Genomic DNA, 17,380 nt, shown 5'->3' on the forward strand with positions numbered 1-17,380 from the left:
GGGCCGGTCGAGCACGAAGCCCGCGCTCAGCTCGGGTCGGCCCAGCTCCAGATGTCGTCGCCGCGGAGCGTCGCGTCCGCGCCGCCGTCGATGTAGATGGTCTGGCCCGTCACGTGCGTGTTCTCCTCGCTCGTGAGCCAGGCGAGGAGCCTCGCGATCACGGCGGCGTCGGAGTGGCCGTTGAGCGGCATCGGCACGGCCGCGTCGACCATCGCACGCCCCTCCTCCGTGGCGAGGAGCGGTGCGGTCATCGGAGTGACGACCGTGCCCGGTGCGACGGCGTTCACGGGGATGCCCGCACCGGCGTAGCGCGGCGCGATCGACTCGCGACGCACCCAGCGGCTGAGCGCGCGCTTCGACGACGGGTAGTTGAGGTAGCCGGTCTCGGGCCCCTGATCGGCGAGCGCCCCGCCGATCTCGAGCGCCTTCGCCTCATCGCCCGCGAGCAGCGCGGCGACGAGCGCGGTCGAGTTCGGCTGCAGGCTCGCCATCGAGCTCACCACGGCGATGCGCGGAGCATCGGCCTTCGCGAGCGTCGGGGCGAGCGCGTCGAGGAACTCGGTGACGCCGAAGAAGTTCACGGCCACGGTCAACGGGACCGGCGCAGAGATGCCGGCCGCGGCGATGACCGCGTCGATCCGCCCTCCGGATGCCTCGATGACGGCGGCCGCGGCATCCGCTCTGCCCTCGGGCTTCGAGAGGTCGGCGGTGATGTCGGCGCCCTTCAGGTCGACGCCGATGACGCGGTCGCCGCGCTCCGTGACGAGGGCCGCAGCGGCCGCTCCGATGCCTGATCCTGCTCCGGTGATGACATACGTTCTGCTCATGTCATCGACGTTACGCCCGTCGTCGATGCCGCCGCTCGAAGAGCAGATCGAACTGATTTCCAGCTGTGAGGTTTCGGGACGGCGCTGGCTCGCGTCAGGCGCCGACGTACTCCCGGAGGTGCGTGCCCGTCAGCGTCGCCGCGTCGGTGGCTGCAGCCTCGACGAGGGCGCGCGGGGTGCCCTCGAAGACGATGCGACCGCCGTCGTGGCCGGCGCCCGGCCCGAGGTCGACGATCCAGTCGGCGTGCGCCATGACCGCCTGGTGGTGCTCGATGACGATGACCGTATTGCCGTCGTCGACGAGCCGGTCGAGCAACGCGAGCAGCCGGTCGACGTCGGCGAGGTGCAGTCCCGTCGTGGGCTCGTCGAGCACGTAGATCGAGCCCTTCTTCGCCATGTTGATCGCGAGCTTCAGACGCTGGCGCTCACCGCCCGAGAGCGTGTTGAGCGACTGCCCGAGACCCAGGTAGCCGATGCCCACATCGCTCAGTCGCTGCAGCACGGCTCGCGCCGGCTTCTCTTCGAAGAACTCGAGTGCCGCGTCGACCGGCATGTCGAGCACCTCGCTGATGTTCTTGCCGCGCAGCGTGTATTCGAGCACCTCGGCGGTGTAGCGCTTACCACCGCACTCTTCACAGACGCTCGCGACGCCCGCCATCATGGCCAGGTCGGTGTAGACGAGCCCGATGCCCTTGCAGTTCGGGCAGGCACCCGCCGAGTTCGCGCTGAACAGCGCCGGCTTCACACCATTGGCCTTCGCGAACGCCGTGCGAATCGTGTCGAGCAGCCCCGTGTACGTCGCCGGGTTCGAGCGGCGCGACCCACGGATCGGAGCCTGGTCGACCACAACGACGTTGTCGAACTTCGGCACGTTGCCGTGGATCAGCGAAGACTTGCCCGAACCGGCGACGCCCGTGACGACGGTGAGCACGCCGAGCGGCAGGTCGACGTCGACGCCGGTGAGGTTGTGCTGTCGGGCATCGCGGATCTGCAGGTGACCGGATGCCTCGCGCACCGCGTCGCGCAGGGTGGCACGGTGATCGAGGTGACGGCCGGTGAGGGTGTCGGAAGCGCGGAGGCCCGCGACATCGCCCTCGAAGCAGATCTCGCCGCCGGCGCGGCCGGCACCGGGGCCGAGGTCGACGACGTGGTCGGCGATCGTGATGACTTCGGGCTTGTGCTCGACCACGAGCACCGTGTTGCCCTTGTCGCGAAGGCGCACGAGCAACTCGTTCATGCGCTGGATGTCGTGCGGGTGCAGGCCGACGGTCGGCTCGTCGAACACGTAGGTGATGTCGGTGAGGCTCGAGCCGAGGTGACGGATCATCTTCACGCGCTGGCCCTCGCCGCCCGAGAGCGTGCCAGAGGTGCGGTCGAGACTCAGATACCCGAGGCCGATCTCGACGAACGAGTCGATCGTCTCCTTGAGCGACTCGACGAGCGGGCCGATCTCGGGGTCGGAGAGGTCTTCGAGCCACACGGCGAGGTCGGAGATCTGCATCGCCGCGGCATCCGCAATGTTGATGCCCTTGATCTTCGACGCCAGGGCCTCTTGGTTCAGGCGCGAGCCGCCGCATTCGGGGCAGGCCGTGAAGGTGACGGCGCGGTCGACGAAGGCCCGGATGTGGGGCTGCATCGCGTCGCGGTCTTTGGAGAGCAAGCTCTTCTGCACCTTGTTCACGAGCCCCTCGTAGCTCATGTTGATGCCCTGCACCTTGACCTTGACGCCCTCTTTGTAGAGGAAGTCGTCGAGCTCCTGCTCGGTGTAGTCGCGGATCTTCTTGTCGGGGTCGAGGAAGCCGCCCTCTGAGTAGATGCGCACCATCCAGCCGTCGGCGGTGTAGCCGGGAATGGTGATGGCGCCCTCGGCGAGCGACTTGTCGCGGTCGAAGAGCTCGTCGAGGTCGATGTCGTTGACCTCGCCCATGCCCTCGCACCGCATGCACATGCCGGCGGGAACGTTGAAGCTGAAGTGGAAGCTCGGACCCACGTAGGGCTGGCCGAGCCGCGAGAAGATGATGCGCAGCATCGCGTTGGCGTCGGTCGCCGTGCCGACGGTCGAGCGCGAGTTCGCCCCCATGCGCTCTTGGTCGACGATGATCGCCGCCGAGATGTTGCGCAGGCTGTCGACCTCCGGGCGCGACGGCGAGGCCATGAACGTCTGCAGGAAGGCCGAGTAGGTCTCGTTGATGAGGCGCTGCGACTCGGCGGCGATCGTACCGAATACGAGGCTCGACTTGCCGGAGCCCGAGACCCCGGTGAACACCGTGAGCCGGCGCTTCGGGATGTCGAGCGAGACGTTCTTCAGGTTGTTCTCGCGCGCCCCGCGCACCTCGATGAGGTCGTGAGCGTCGGCGATGTGCCGGCCGGCACTGCGCTCGTCGGTGCTGCGGTCGCTGACGGTCTCGTCGGTCGCGGTCATTCGGCTGCTCCCCTCGTCGCGGGCGCCCGCCCGCGACTCACGATTCTGACACGGCGCGGCGACATTGGGCAGAGCGGATGCCGCGACGTGCGATGCCTCGATGAGCGGATGCCGCTCAGCCCGCGCGAGCGCGACGAGCGTACGCTGTGCGCATGCCAGAGACGACCGGACCTGCAAGGGGATGGGTGCTGCCCGCCGTGGCGGGCGTGGCATCCGTCGCCCTGGGCCTCGGCATCGGCGAACTCGTCGCCGCAGTGGTGGCCGCGGCGTCGAGTCCGCTGGTCGTCGTCGGCGCGCTGCTCATCGACCTCGCCCCGCCGTGGGCGAAGGACGCGGCGATCGCGCTCTTCGGCACGGGCGACAAGGCCGCACTGCTCGTGGGCATCGGCGTCGTGCTGCTTCCCGTCGCCGGTGCGGCCGGGGTGCTCGAGGCGCGGCGTCCGCCGTGGGGCATGGTCGTGATCGGCGCGGTGGGCGTCGTCGGCGCCGTCGCGGGGGCGAGCCGGGCGAACGCCTCGATGCTCGCGATCGTGCCGTCGGCCGTGGCTGCGATCGCGGCGATGCTCGCGCTGACGTTCCTGCTGCGGCGTGTTCCGCGGGTTGGGGACACGCGCCAGCCGAGCTCTCATCAACCCTCGGGGGTCGACCGCCGAAGATTCCTCGGCTGGGCGGGTGGCGCGGTCGCGCTCGGCGCGCTCGCCGCGTTCGGCGGCTACGCCCTGCAGGCGGGCGCCCGCGCGGTCACCGCCGTGCGCGACGCGATCACACTGCCGAAGGCCTCGACCACGGCGACCGTGCCGGCCGGTGCCGAGCTCGGCATCGACGGCGTGGCACCGATCATCACGCCGAACGCCGAGTTCTACCGCATCGACACCGCCCTCGCCGTGCCGGCGGTCGACCCCGCCGACTGGAGCCTGCGCATCCACGGCCTGGTCGACCGCGAGATCACGCTGACCTGGGACGAGCTGCTCGCCCTTCCCCTCGAAGAGAGCATCACGACCCTCGCGTGCGTGTCGAACGAGGTCGGCGGCGATCTGATCGGCAACGCGGTGTGGCTCGGCTACCCGATCCGCGAGCTGCTCGCACGCGCGGGCCCGTCGGCCGATGCCGACATGGTGCTCTCGCGCAGCATCGACGGCTTCACGGCGTCGACGCCGCTCGAGGCGCTGCAGGACGACCGCGACGCGATCCTCGCCGTCGGAATGAACGGCGAGCCGCTTCCGGCCGAGCACGGCTTCCCGGTGCGGATGGTCGTGCCCGGGCTCTACGGCTACGTCTCGGCCACGAAGTGGGTCGTCGACCTCGAGGTGACGCGGTTCGACGCGGCATCCGCCTACTGGACCGACCGCGGCTGGAGCGAGCGCGGCCCCATCAAGCTCTCCTCGCGCATCGACGTGCCCCGCCAGGGGCAGTCGGTCTCCCCCGGTTCGGCGGTGATCGCCGGCGTCGCCTGGCACCAGCACGTCGGCATCGCGGGGGTCGAGGTGCAGATCGACGACGGCGACTGGCGCGAGGCCGAGCTCGCGACGGCGATCAACGACGACACCTGGGTGCAGTGGAAGTTCGAGTGGGCGGATGCCTCGGCGGGCTCCCACACCGTCCGCGTGCGAGCCATCGGCGCCGACGGCGACGTGCAGACCGCGAAGCGCCAGGGCGTCGTGCCCGACGGCGCGACGGGCCTCGACGAGGTCACCGTCGAGGTGCGGTGACGGCACTCGTCCTGCACACCCTGATCAGCACCGCCCGAATCCACGGCCCACGAGCGGATGCCCGATCCGGTCGAGCGATCGTGGTGGAGTGTGTCTCCGCAGATCGTCGGTACTTCGGTACTTCGGTACTTCGGTACCGACTTCCGAACGGGAATCCCCACTCCGCCGCTCACGACAGGCACGAGAGGCGCCAAGTGACCAGGGAGAAGCAAACCACCGAGAAGCCCATCAAGGTGGATGCCGCGACCGATCGCCTCGTCTCGGAGCTGGCCTACTTCCTGGGCACGACGAAGAAGTCGATCGTCCGCGATGCGGTCGCGGACTTCGCCGAAGCTCGCGGCCGAGGCAACTCAGCCGTCGCGGATGGCACAGGCAACGCCGGCACGGCGGGCGACGGAGGCGGCACCGGCGCCGCACGTCGTGCAGACGGCTCGGCGCCTGCGGTCGCTCACGAGCGCTTCGATCAGTTGCCGCTCGGCGAACGCTTGACGCTGCGACGCGGCGAGCTCCTGCGTGCGTTCGGCGACCACGGTGCGTCGAACGTCCGCGTCATGGGGCCACTGGCGATCGGGATGGAGGCCGACGAATTCGAGTTGCTCGCCGAAACGGATCCGGCGAGAGGGAGCGACTCCGCCGAAGAACTGGAGGTCATCGCGGGCCAGCTCCTCGGCGCACCGACGACGGTCCTGTCATCGACCGCGCTCCGGCTGTTCAACCCGGCCGGACTCCGCCGAGCCCTCGACGAGTCTCGACCCCTCTGACGCGGCGCGCCGCAGCATCGCTCTCTTCGGAGTATCTGCCCGCGCTGCGGCATCCGGTCGACGGGTATTGACCTACTGTGTGGCGCTATGTAATGTGGCGCGCATGGTAGAGAGTCGCCCCGAGCAGTCGGGCAAGCTCGAGCAGGACCTGCGCAAGGGCGTGCTCGTGCTCGCGGTGCTGTCGCAATTGCGCACGCCGCAATACGGCTACTCCCTGCGACAGGCGCTCGCCGAGCGCGGGATGCCGATCGAGGAGGGCACCCTCTATCCGCTGCTCCGCCGGCTCGAGGGGCAGGGGCTGCTCGCCTCCGAGTGGCGCATCGACGACGGGCCGCCCCGTCGCTACTACACGCTCAGCCCTGCGGGGGCCGAGACCTATCGAGACCTGACCACGGCGTGGGGGTCCCTGACCTCGGTCGTCGCCGCGCTGTTGCACGAGGAGAGCTGACATGGATCCGAACGCCATCATCGAGAGTTACGTCGGCGACGTCGTCGGGCGCATTCCTCGGCGACAGCGAGCCGACGTCGGCTTCGAGCTCCGATCGCTGCTGCGGGAGGAGCTCGCGGGTCGCGCCGAGGTGGCCGGTCGACCCGCCGACGAGCCGATGGTCATGGAGCTGCTTGCGGCCTTCGGCCGACCGCAGGACGTGGCCGACCGCTATCGCCCCGCCGGTTTCACCGTGATCCGCCCTGCGGACGCACCGGGTTTCGCGTGGTTCGCCCTCGGCGGCGTCGCGCTGCAGTGGGCCGTCACCCTCCCGATCGCGTACGCCGACCCCGGAGTCGCCGAGTGGGCCGAGTCGGCGGGCGTCGCAGGCGCCTGGTGGGCGCCGTTGCCCGCCTGGTGGCTGAGCGGCGGCCTCGGGGCGTTCTGGTGGCCGGGATTCATGATCACGTTGACGCTCATCGCGGCGATGATCAGGCATCGGCGGGACCGCGTCGAAACTGCGTCTGAGAGCCTGCCCCAGGCCGAGCCCCGGATGGCGCCGCGGATCCCGCCCCAGGTGCTCGATCGCGACCGGGTCAACCGCGCGGGTCTCGTGCTCGCGATGTCGTTCGGCGCGCTCGGTGCTTCGGTGCTGATCGCGCTGCCCTGGCTGGCAGTGATCGCACCCGGGTTGCCGCAGCCGGTCATCGACGCCTTCGTATTCGACCCCGAGTTCCTCGCGTGGCGCGCACCCTGGTTCGTGGTGCTCTGGGCCATGACATTCGCCGGCGGGTTCGCGTTGCTCATCGCCGGCCGCTACACCCGCACGATCCGCCTGACCTCGATCGCGAACGACGTCGCCTTCCTCGCGCTGGTGACGTGGAGCCTCGCGGCCGGCCCGATCTTCGTCTCGCCCGCCGCCGAAGAAGTCACGCGCGTCTGCCTCATCGGCATCATGCTGGTCTTCGTGTTCGACATCGTGATCCACGTGCGCCGCCTGACGCCGACCCGCGCGCCGGTCCTCAGCAACTGACCCTGCGCTCGCACGAGCCGAACGCTCGGCTCAATTGCGCGAAGCATCCGGAATCGGGAATCGCGCCGCCATCAGCACGCCGACCTCGTGATGCCGCAGCAGGAACGCGCGCTCGTCGAGCTTCTTGCGCCGGAGCCACGAGGTGACCTCGTCGTTCGACTTGCTGGCGTTGCACGATCCGCACGCGGGAACGACGTTGCCGAGTGTGTACCGGCCGCCGCGCGAGATCGGCTGCACGCAGTCGCGCTGCAGCGGCCGATCGCTCGCACCGCAGTACGCGCACCCCTGCCACTCCGCGGTGAGCGCGTCCCACTGCTCGTCGCTCAGGTCGTGCGTGTGCTGCGCCATGCGCCGCTTGCGCCGACGCGCGTAGACCGCCGTACGGCTCCGACTGACCGCCATGGCGTCAGACTAGCCCGGGCTGTCGTGAACCTTCGCCCGCCGCGCCCCGCTCAGAGCGACGGCGTGCGCGGCGGCGCCACGCGACGTGGCGTCGAGGCCGGCAGCGCCTCGAACGCCACGGCGAGCGCGAGCAGCGCCGAGTCGTCGTAGGCGCGGCCGGCGAAGGTCAGGCCCACCGGCATCCGGATGTCACGCATGAGCCCCATCGGCACCGTGACGGTCGGGATGCCGAGGTGGCGCGGCACGAGGTTGCCGTTCGCGACCCACACGCCGTTGCGCCAGCCGAGATCGGCGGATGCCTCGTTCACATCCATGTCGGCCGGGCCGACGTCGGCGACGGCGGGGAAGGCGACGGCGTCGAGGCCGAGGTCGTCCATCCACTGCTCGAGGTCGATGCGCCGGGTCTCCTCGAGGCCGCGGAGCCCCGCCTCGAGTTCGGGCATGTCGGCAAGGGTCGCTCCGGGGTGCGCCCGCGCCCACTCGGGATACTCGGCGATGTCGTCGTCGAAGCCCGTATAGCGGTCGGGCAGCGCGCCCTCGGGCTGCGGGAAGATGCGCTCGCCGTCGACGTCGGCGAGCGCGTGCAGCGCGGGGTCGCCGTTGTCGTCGAGGAAGTCGTTCCACGCCCAGGCCGAGAGGTCGACGATCTCGCGGCGCAGGTACTCGGGGCTGACGAGGCCGCGAGTGGCGATCGTCGGGGCGCCCGGGCGGTCGCCCTCGTAGTTCGACACGACCGGGAAATCGACGAGCACGACCTCGGCGCCGGCGGCCTCGAGGTAGCGGCGGGCCGCCTCCCAGAGCTCGATCACCGAGGCGCGGGTCTCGATGCGCTGCCCGGTCGCGCCGCCGATGCCGGGAGTGCGGCCGGGCTCGGCGGTGCCGGCCTCGGGGTCGCCGTTGACGTACATGCGCGGCGCGCCGATGCGGGTGCCGGCGAGCGGGCGGGCGTCGGTCGCGGCATCCGTCGCTGCGCCGGTTGCGGGCCCCGCGAGGGCCGCGTACGAGTCGGGGCGAACAGCGGATGCCGCGGGGATCTCGATCCACGGCTGCACCCGCCAGAAGTCACCGCGCGTCTCGGCGTCGTCGGCGACGATCACGTCGAGCACCTCGAAAAGGTCGGCCATGGTGCGGGTGTGCGGCACGACGACGTCCATCGTGGGCACGAGCGGCCAGTTGCCGCGCACCGAGATGACGCCGCGCGAGGGCGTGTACGCGCAGAGCCCGTTGTTCGACGCCGGCGCCCGGCCCGACGACCAGGTCTCCTCGCCGAGTCCGAACGCGGCGAACGACGCCGCGGTGGCGGTGCCCGAGCCGTTCGACGACCCCGAGCCGAAGGCCGCGGTGAGGTACTCGGCGTTGTACGGGCTCTCAGCGCGGCCGTAGACGCCGCGCTGCATGCCGCCGTTCGCCATCGGCGGCATGTTCGTCAGGCCGATGAGCACGGCGCCCGCGCCGCGCAGGCGTTCGATCGTGAAGGCATCGCGCTGCGCCACGAGGTACTCGAAGGCGGGCGAGCCCGCGGCTGCGGTGAGGCCCTTCGCGAGGTAGCTGTCCTTCGCCGTGTACGGGATGCCGTCGAGCGGACCGAGCACCTCCCCCCCGGCTCGGCGCTCGTCCGACGCGAGCGCGTCGGCGCGGGCGCCGGGGTTCATGACGACGAGCGCGTTCAGCGCGGTCGGCGTATCGGGGCCGTCGAACGCCGCGATGCGCGCGAGGTAGGCGTCGAGCAGCTCGACCGCCGTGACGTGCCCCGACCCGAGGGCAGCGCGCAACTCGGCGATCGTGGCCTCGACGACGTCGATCGGGCTCATCGAGCGACCACCGGCTGCTGCTGCGTGATGCAGTGGATGCCGCCGCCGCGGGCGAAGATCTCGCGCGAGTCGACGGTGACGACCCGGCGGCCGGGGTAGACCTCCGCGAGGATCTCGCGTGCCGCGGCATCCGCTCGCTCTTCGCCGAAGCCGCAGGCGATGACGCCCTCGTTCACGACAAGATGGTTGACGTAGCTCCAGTCGACGAAGCCCTCGTGGTCGCGCAACGTCGCGGGGGCCGGCAGGTCGACGATGTCGAAGGGGCGCCCTGCGGCATCCGTCTCGGTCTCGAGCTGCGCACGAAGCGCACGCGTGACCTCGAAGTCGGGGTGCTCCGGATTCTGCTGCCGGTGCAGCAGCAGGCGGCCCGGCGACGGGATCGTGGCGACGATGTCGACGTGTCCGTTCGTGCCGAAGTCGTCGTAGTCGCGCTCGAGGCCGCGCGGCAGCCAGATCGCCTTGGTCGTGCCGATCGTGCGCGCGAGCTCGGCCTCGACCCGGGCCTTGTCGGCGTAGGGGTTTCGCCGCGGATCGAGCTGCACCGTGTCGGTGACGAGCACCGTGCCCTCGCCGTCGACGTGGATGCCGCCGCCCTCGTTCACGAGGACACTCGACACGAGCTCAGCGCCCACCAGGCCTGCGACGAAGCGGGCGATCTCGGCGGACTTCGTCCACTCCGCCCACTCGGGCGCGCCCCAGCCGTTGAAGATCCAGTCGACGGCGCCGAGCACGCCGGGGCGCTCGTCGTCGACGACGAAGGTGGGGCCGAAGTCGCGCATCCAGAACTCGTCGAGCGGCGCCTCGACGAGCTCGATCGCGCCGTCGAGCATGCGCCGGGCGCGCGCGGTCTCGGTCGGGTCGACGACCATCGTGAGCGGCTCGAACGGCACGATCGCGTTCGCGACCGCGGACCAGGCGGCGTAGCCGGCTTCCCGCTCGGACTCGGTCTCGCCGAGCGTCAGCCCCTCGCGCGGGAAGGCCATCCAGGTGCGTTCGTGCTGCGCGGTCTCTGCGGGCATGCGCCAGGTCATGCGGGTACCTCCTGGTTGGTGCGAGCGGATGCCGCGGCATCCGTCTCCTCATCATTGCGGGCGAGTGCGTGTTCGGCGAGGGGCGCGGGGCGCGCGGCCGGGTCGCGGTAGGGCTTCGTCGTGCGCCAGAGCAGTGCGTACAACCCGCCCGCGAGGAGCGGGCCGACGATCGCCGAGAGGTCGGCGCCGCCGAGTGCGCCGGCGATCGGGCCGACGTAGAGGGTCGTGTTGGCCATGAGCACGGCCGTGGTGGTCGCACCGACCATGGCGACGACGCCCGGCCAGAACACGCCACCGCGATACCAGAACGGGCTGCCGCGGCGCTCGTCGGTGAGCGCCCGGCCGTCGTAGCGGTTGCGGCGCAGCACGATGTCGACGGCGTAGACCGCAACGAGCGGGCCGAGCACAGTGACGGCGAGCTCGAGCGAGGAGTTCAGCGCATCGAGGAAGCTCGGAGCCACGAACAGCAGCCAGGCCGCGGCCGCGGTGGCGACCGCGCCGGTGACGATCACGGTGAGGGCGCGCGGGAGGCGGAGTCCGAACCCCTGGGCGTAGAGACCCGTCGAGTAGGCGACGAGCACGTTGTTCGTGATGCTCGAGAGCACGATCATCGCGAGGAAGACGGGCGTGAACCATGCGGGCACGATCTCGGCGATCGTCAACTGCGGGTCGGTCATGTCGATCGCGGTGCCCGCGACGACGCCGAGCGTGCCGATGAAGATCGCCGGGATGAAGCCGCCGAGGGCGGTCCACATGGCGACCTTGCGCTTCGAGACATCCGTCGGCAGGTAGCGCGCGTAGTCGGCGCCCGTGCCCCACGAGAGCGGGCTGGAGGCCACGATCGCGAAGCCGAGGAGCAGCATCGCCCAGTGCTCGCCCGGGTCGAGGGGAACCGGCGCGTACGAGAAGTCGGCCGCGCCGAACACGAACACGGCGAGCGCGATGAAGACGACGGCGAGCGCGGCCGAGAAGTACGGCGCGAGCTTCATGATCGTGGCGTGGCCGTAGACGCCGATCACGAAGCTGAGTGCGGCGACGACGACGAGCACGGCCCACTCGGCTCCCGGCGGCAACACGATGCCGAGCTGCGCGACGAGCGCGAGCGCGGCAAGGGTCGCGAACGCGATGTTGATGATCTCGTAGAAGATGCCGATCGCGACGCCGAGGCCGGCGCCGAAGACCCGGCTGCCGCGGATGCCGAACATCGCGCGCATGATCGCGACGCTCGGGGTGCCCGACGCGGGTCCGCTGATCGCGAGCAGGCCGACGGCGGCCCACCAGAGGTTGCCGAGCACCGTGATGGCCAGCGCCTCCCAGAGCGGGAGGCCGAGGAGCATCAGCACGCCGCCGACGACGAAGTAGAGGTAGATGACGTTGGCCGACATCCAGACCCAGAAGAGCTCGTGCGGCTTGCCGTGGCGCTCGCTCTCGGGGATGAAGTCGGCACCGTGGGTCTCGACGTGGCCGGCCCGGTCGGTGGTCGACGGGGTGGGCGTGTGCTCGGGCGCTGGGGCGTGGGCGGGCGTGGGCGTGGCCGCGGGTGCGGCGTCGGCCGTGGGCCCGTCTGCGGCCGGCGCGTTCGCGCGGCGCGCTGCTGCGACATCCGTGGCCGCGTTGGTGGTTCTGCTCATCGTTGAGTACTCTCTGGTCGTCGATCTCTCGACAGGATCGGGGACGCGATCTATTATTGATCAAACGATCAACAAGCTGCAGCGACGATACCCAGCCGAGGTCACCATGTCAACACCGGTCCGCAAGAAGGCCGCGCGCAAGAGCCCGGCCGAACGCTCGGCCGAGGTCGCGGCGGCGGCGCGCGACGTCGCCATCGAGCACGGCCTGTACGCGGTCACGCTGCGCAGCGTCGCCGCACGCGTCGGGGTCACGCCCGCACTCGTCGCGCACTACGAGCCCAACATGGACGCGCTCATCGCGAGCACCTTCAGCGCCATCGTCGGCGCCGAACTCACCGAGGTCGGCGAGCTCATCGCGCGTCGCGACACTCCGCGCGAACGGCTCTCGCTGCTCCTCGCGACCCTCCTCGACGGCATGCGCGACGACGTCACCGTCATCTGGGTCGAGGCCTGGGCGCTCGGGCGCCGGAACGAGGCGCTCGCGCGCGCCGTGCGCGAAGAGATGGACGACTGGCGCACCGTCGTGCAGGACGTCGTCGTCGCCGGCGTGGCATCGGGCGACTTCGAGACGGATGACCCGGCGTCGGTCGCCTGGCAGCTCCTCGGCATGATCGACGGACTGAACGCCCACGCGCTCGTGCACTGGGAGGACTCGGGCCACCGCGGCTCGCGGCTCGGCTCCGCCGTCGAGGGCATGCTCGGCCTGCCGCGCGGGGCGCTCGCCGTGCCCGCGGGGTGAGGAGGCGCGCCAGCGCCGTCTCGAAGCCCAGTGAGCAGCTCGCATGTCGGTCGCCGCCGGTACGGTGAGAGCCTGCGGCGGAAGGGGCCCGGATGTACCTGGTCGACGGTTCGGTCGTCACGAGCGCGAGCGACCTGAAGAAGGCCTCCGAGTGCGAGTTCGCCTTCCTCCGCGCGCTCGACGCGAAGCTCGGCCGCATCGAGAAGGTGCCCGACCCCGAAGACGCGATGCTCGAGCGCTCCGGCCGCCTCGGCGACCAGCACGAGCTGCGGGTGCTCGACGACTACCGCGCGTCCCTCGGCGCCGGCGTCGTCGAGATCGAGCGGCCCGACGTGCGCGATCCGGCAGCGGTGGCCGCCGCCGTCGAGGCGACGCAGGCCGCGTTCGCGGCCGGCGCGCCGGTCGTGTTCCAGGCGACGTTCGCCGCCGAGGGATTCATCGGCTTCGCCGACTTCATCGTGCGCCAGCCCGACGGCCGCTACCTCGTTCAAGACTCGAAGCTCGCCCGCCGGGCACGGGTGACGGCGCTCCTCCAGCTCGCCGCCTACGCCGAACAGCTCGAGCGCACCGGCGTGCCGTGCGCCGACACCGTCGAACTGCTGCTCGGCGACGGCACCACGAGCGTGCACCGGCTCGACGACATCGCGCCCGTCTACCGGCTTCGCCGCGAGCGGCTGGAGCAGATCGTCGCCGAGCGCCTCGCCGAAGACGGCCCCGTCGCGTGGGGCGATCCGCGCTACGCCCTCGACGGCCGCTGCCCCACATGCGACCTCGAGGTGCAGGCGCACCGCGACGTGCTGCTCGTCGCCGGGCTCCGGGTCACGCAGCGCTCGGCCCTGCACGACGCGGGCATCACGACGATCGACGATCTCGCGGCATCCTTCGGGCCCGTGCCCGGTGTGCTCGACGCGACGATCGAGAACCTGCGGGTGCAGGCGCGACTGCAGCTCGAGGCCGAGTCGGCCGAGCTGGCCGCGGCCGCTTCGGGCCGCCGCTCCCCCGACGACCCGCCGTTGCCGCCGCCCGTCGTCGTGCGCGACCCCGCCTCGCTCGCCGCGATCCCCGAACCCGACGCCGGCGACCTGTTCTTCGACTTCGAGGGCGACCCTCTGTATACCGAGGGCGCGGCCGACGACTGGGGACTCGACTACCTCTTCGGCATGGTCGACGACGCCGAGCGGTTCACCCCGCTCTGGGCGCACTCCTTCGCCGAAGAGCGCGTGGCCCTCGTGCGGTTCCTCGAGCTCGTCGCGCTGCGCCGGGCCGCTCACCCCAACATGCACATCTACCACTACGCGAGTTACGAGCGCACGCACCTGCTCGCGATGGCCGCGCGGCACGGCGTCGGCGAGTCCGCCGTCGACCAGTTGCTCGCCGACGGCGTGTTCGTCGACCTCTACCCGATCGTGAAGCGTGCGGTGCGCGTCGGCAGCCGCTCGTACTCGATCAAGAAGCTCGAGCCGCTCTACATGGGCACCGAGCTGCGCGAGGCCGACGTGAAGTCGGGCGGCGACTCGATCCTCGAGTACGTGCGGGCACGCGAGCTCGCGGCGACCGGTGAGACCGATCCGGTCACAGGTCTCACGGGAGCCGCAGCCGCGCAGTACGTGCTCGACGACCTCGCCGACTACAACCGGTACGACTGCGTCTCGACGCTGCGCCTGCGCGACTGGCTGCTCGGGCTCGCGCGCGACGCCGGCGTCGACCCCGTGCCCGAGTCGCTCATCGTCGAGGCGGCCAAGGCCGCGGGCAAGGTCTACGAGCCGACGCCGCTCGCCGTGCACCTGCAGTCGGTCGCCGGCCCGCCCGACGACCCCGACCGCGACGCCGACCACACCGCGCTCGCCCTGGCGGCGGCCGCCATCGATTACCACGACCGCGAAGCGAAGAGCTTCTGGTGGTCGCACTACTTCCGCGTCGAACAGCCCCTCGAGGCCTGGGAGGATCACCGCGACGTGCTCGTCGTCGACCCCGCGGCCTCCGCCGTGGTGCAGCGCTGGTACCGCGAAGACCACCACCGCGTCGATCGGCGGCATGTGCGCCTCCGCGGGCGCATCGCTCCGGGGTCGAAGTTCAGCATCGGCGGTGAGCCGATCGCGCTCTACGAACCGCCGGCGCCGTTCCCGAGCCAGTCGCTGCGACCGGGGTCGCGGGCCTGGCACTCGGTGCGGGTGCTCGAGGTGTTCGACGACGGCGTGCTCATCGAAGAGACCGCGATCGCCGGCGTCACGTGGCACGAACTGCCGTTCGCCCTCGCGCCCGGCACCCCGCCGGCGGCGGGTCGTCAGCAGGGAGCGATCCTCGAGTGGGCGCAGCAGGTCGACCGGGCCTTCCCGCGCTGGCCGGCGAACCCTGCCGTCGACGTGCTGCGGCGCATCCCACCGCGCACGCGCAGCGGCAGGGGGCTCGTGCCCCTCGGACCCGACCATGACTACGTCGCCGCCGTCACGGCCTCCCTCCGCGACCTCGACGACTCGTACCTCGCGGTGCAGGGCCCTCCGGGCACCGGCAAGACGTACCTCGCCTCGCATGTGATCGCCGAGCTCGTCGGGCGTCACGCGTGGAAGATCGGCGTCGTCGCCCAGTCGCACGCCGTGGTCGAGAACGTGCTCGACGCCGTCGTCGCGGCGCGCCTCGACCCCGAGCTCGTCGCGAAGGCGCCGAAAGACATGAAGGACCCGGGCAACCACGGCTACACTTTCATCGCGAAGAACGGTGTCGCCGAGTACACGGCCGCGCACGAGACCTCGGGGTTCGTGATCGGCGGCACCGCCTGGGACTTCTCGAACGAGAACCGCGTGCCACGGGGCTCGCTCGACCTGCTCGTCATCGACGAGGCCGGCCAGTTCTCGCTCGCCTCGACGATCGCCTCCGCCGTGGGGGCTCGCAGCCTGCTGCTGCTCGGCGACCCGCAGCAGCTGCCGCAGGTGAGCCAGGGCAACCACCCCGAACCCATCGACACCTCGGCACTCGGCTGGATCAACGACGGCCACGACGTGCTTCCCGCCGAGTTCGGCTACTTCCTCGCCGAGAGCCGCCGCATGCACCCCGCGGTCGCCGAGCCCGTGTCGCGTCTCTCCTACGACGGCGAGCTGCACTCGCACCCCGACGCGTCCCGCCGTCGTCTCGACGGGGTCGCGCCCGGCCTCACGGCACTGCCGATCGAACACGCCGGCAACACGACCTCATCACTCGAGGAGGCGCACGCGGTCGTCGATCTGGCGCGCTCCCTGCTCGGGCGCGAGTGGGTCGAGGGTGTGGCCGCGACCGGTTCGACGGATGCCGCGGGGCTCCGGTCGGGATCAGGTGCCCGGACCGGTGCGGGGCCAGGCGTGGCATCCGCTCGGCCGCTGACGCAGCGCGACCTCATCGTCGTGACGCCGTACAACGCGCAGCTCACCGTCGTGCGCGCCGCGCTCGACGCGGCCGGGTTCACCGAGGTGCCGGTCGGCACGGTCGACAAGTTCCAGGGCCAGGAGGCCGCGGTGGCGATCGTGTCGCTCGCTGCGTCGTCTGCGGCAGCGGCGCCCCGGGGGGTGGAGTTCCTGCTGCTGAAGAATCGCTTGAACGTCGCGATCTCACGGGCGAAGTGGGCGGCGTACCTGCTCTACTCGCCCGGGCTGCTCGACGCACTGCCGTACACGCCCGAGGGAGTGGCACAGCTCAGCGCGTTCGTGAAGCTCGTGGGCGATCCGTCGCTGGTGCCTGTGCGCGGCTGACAGCGCGAGTGGCCCCACCGAGCTCGTGCGCGACGGGTCGGGCGTCTGCGTGTCGCTCGCGAGGGTCGCGCGTCCGCTCGGCGCTCGGCGCTCGTCACGCGCCCCCTCGGCGCTCGCAGGGCGTCACTCGACCATGCGCCAGTCGCAGGGCGTCACGCTTCCGTTCGGCGCTCGCAGGCGGCCGTCCCCCGCGCGTCGCTCGCGGGCGTCAGCCGGCGAGCTTCGCCGCGATGCCGTCGATGCGACGCTGACGGGTCTCGGCAGCCTTCGCGCCCTCGACCGCAGTGACGTGCGCCTTCCTCGCACTCGGCGAGAGCGCGTCGAACGCTGCACGAGCTCCGGCGGCCTCGAGCGCAGATGCAAGGTCTGCCGGTACTTCGACCGTGCGCGGCGCGGTGTCGAGTTCGAGGTCGACGACGATCGGATCACCGCCGGCGATGCCCGTCGCCGCCCGCTTGTCGGAGCTGAACGAGATCATGAACCGTCCGCCCATGACCGCGACCGTGTTGCGGTACTCGTAGCCGTTCACGACCACGACGACGGGCGGTCTCTTGCCGCCGCCGAGCGCTTCGATCACGTCGGGCGGCACCTCGATGCCGGTGTTGTTGCCGATCTGGGACATCGTCGTCTCGAATCGCATGTGCTCGAGTCTGCCACTGCGCACCGCCGCGTGACCAGTGTTCCCGCTCCTTCTTCGCCGCTCCGTTTCCTTCCAATCCTCGTCCACCTCCGCTCCCTCCGCGCTGCTGTGGAGAACTTCGCCATGGTGCCGCTTGTGGAGGACAGGTTGAGTTGAAAGCGCTGGTGAGCGGATGTTTCGGAGCCACCCGGAATGTCGGTGGGTGGTGGCAGTGTGGTGGGTATGGCA

The 17,380-nt window shown here is 71.0% G+C and carries 13 protein-coding genes; 6 read left to right on the forward strand and 7 right to left on the reverse strand.

Going from position 1 to position 17,380, the window contains the following annotated elements; genetic code table 11:
- Positions 1-26: 26 nt before the first annotated feature.
- Together VPH61_RS17665 and VPH61_RS17670 are read right to left on the reverse strand one after the other, a co-directional pair.
- Positions 27-827: an SDR family oxidoreductase gene (locus VPH61_RS17665; protein WP_332064822.1), complete on the reverse strand. Its 801-nt coding sequence runs from the start codon at positions 825-827 to the stop codon at positions 27-29.
- Positions 828-921: 94 nt separating this feature from the next.
- A complete protein-coding gene (locus tag VPH61_RS17670; protein WP_332064823.1) occupies positions 922-3,249 on the reverse strand; it encodes an excinuclease ABC subunit UvrA in 2,328 nt (775 codons plus the stop codon).
- Positions 3,250-3,401: 152 nt separating this feature from the next.
- Between VPH61_RS17670 and VPH61_RS17675 the strand changes: the two genes are divergently transcribed.
- The 4 genes from VPH61_RS17675 (at position 3,402) to VPH61_RS17690 (ending at position 7,179) form a co-directional block, all read left to right on the forward strand.
- Complete coding sequence (locus tag VPH61_RS17675) at positions 3,402-4,958, forward strand: molybdopterin-dependent oxidoreductase (protein ID WP_332064824.1); 1,557 nt, start codon at positions 3,402-3,404, stop codon at positions 4,956-4,958.
- Positions 4,959-5,152: 194 nt separating this feature from the next.
- On the forward strand, positions 5,153-5,719 hold the full coding sequence (locus tag VPH61_RS17680; RefSeq protein ID WP_332064825.1) for a hypothetical protein: 567 nt from the start codon (positions 5,153-5,155) through the stop codon (positions 5,717-5,719).
- A gap of 103 nt (positions 5,720-5,822) precedes the next feature.
- A complete protein-coding gene (locus VPH61_RS17685) occupies positions 5,823-6,167 on the forward strand; it encodes a PadR family transcriptional regulator (protein ID WP_332064826.1) in 345 nt (114 codons plus the stop codon).
- Position 6,168: 1 nt separating this feature from the next.
- Entirely contained in the window at positions 6,169-7,179 is a 1,011-nt protein-coding gene (locus VPH61_RS17690; RefSeq protein WP_332064827.1) for a hypothetical protein, read from the forward strand.
- Between the two features lie 30 nt (positions 7,180-7,209).
- On the opposite strand, the gene VPH61_RS17695 is transcribed toward VPH61_RS17690, so the two are convergent.
- From VPH61_RS17695 to VPH61_RS17710, 4 genes are read right to left on the reverse strand one after another with little or no spacing between them, the layout of a single operon-like run.
- Entirely contained in the window at positions 7,210-7,581 is a 372-nt protein-coding gene (locus VPH61_RS17695) for an HNH endonuclease (RefSeq protein WP_332064828.1), read from the reverse strand.
- A 50-nt stretch (positions 7,582-7,631) separates the two neighbouring features.
- On the reverse strand, positions 7,632-9,392 hold the full coding sequence (locus VPH61_RS17700; RefSeq protein ID WP_332064829.1) for an amidase: 1,761 nt from the start codon (positions 9,390-9,392) through the stop codon (positions 7,632-7,634).
- Positions 9,389-10,423 carry an agmatine deiminase family protein gene (locus tag VPH61_RS17705; protein ID WP_332064830.1) on the reverse strand — a complete coding sequence of 345 codons (1,035 nt, stop codon included), beginning with the start codon at positions 10,421-10,423 and terminating at the stop codon, positions 9,389-9,391. Before VPH61_RS17705 ends, VPH61_RS17700 begins: the two co-directional genes overlap by 4 nt.
- On the reverse strand, positions 10,420-12,054 hold the full coding sequence (locus tag VPH61_RS17710; RefSeq protein WP_332064831.1) for a purine-cytosine permease family protein: 1,635 nt from the start codon (positions 12,052-12,054) through the stop codon (positions 10,420-10,422). Before VPH61_RS17710 ends, VPH61_RS17705 begins: the two co-directional genes overlap by 4 nt.
- 106 nt (positions 12,055-12,160) lie before the next feature.
- Between VPH61_RS17710 and VPH61_RS17715 the strand changes: the two genes are divergently transcribed.
- Together VPH61_RS17715 and VPH61_RS17720 are read left to right on the forward strand one after the other, a co-directional pair.
- On the forward strand, positions 12,161-12,793 hold the full coding sequence (locus VPH61_RS17715) for a TetR/AcrR family transcriptional regulator (RefSeq protein ID WP_332064832.1): 633 nt from the start codon (positions 12,161-12,163) through the stop codon (positions 12,791-12,793).
- A gap of 92 nt (positions 12,794-12,885) precedes the next feature.
- Positions 12,886-16,512 carry a TM0106 family RecB-like putative nuclease gene (locus VPH61_RS17720; RefSeq protein WP_332064833.1) on the forward strand — a complete coding sequence of 1,209 codons (3,627 nt, stop codon included), beginning with the start codon at positions 12,886-12,888 and terminating at the stop codon, positions 16,510-16,512.
- A gap of 208 nt (positions 16,513-16,720) precedes the next feature.
- Here the strand turns inward: VPH61_RS17720 and VPH61_RS17725 are convergent, their stop codons facing one another.
- Positions 16,721-17,152 carry a YdeI/OmpD-associated family protein gene (locus tag VPH61_RS17725; protein WP_332064834.1) on the reverse strand — a complete coding sequence of 144 codons (432 nt, stop codon included), beginning with the start codon at positions 17,150-17,152 and terminating at the stop codon, positions 16,721-16,723.
- Positions 17,153-17,380 lie beyond the last annotated feature (228 nt).

The organism is Agromyces sp. CCNWLW203 (assembly GCF_036576125.1).
Taxonomy (GTDB): Bacteria; Actinomycetota; Actinomycetes; order Actinomycetales; family Microbacteriaceae; genus Agromyces.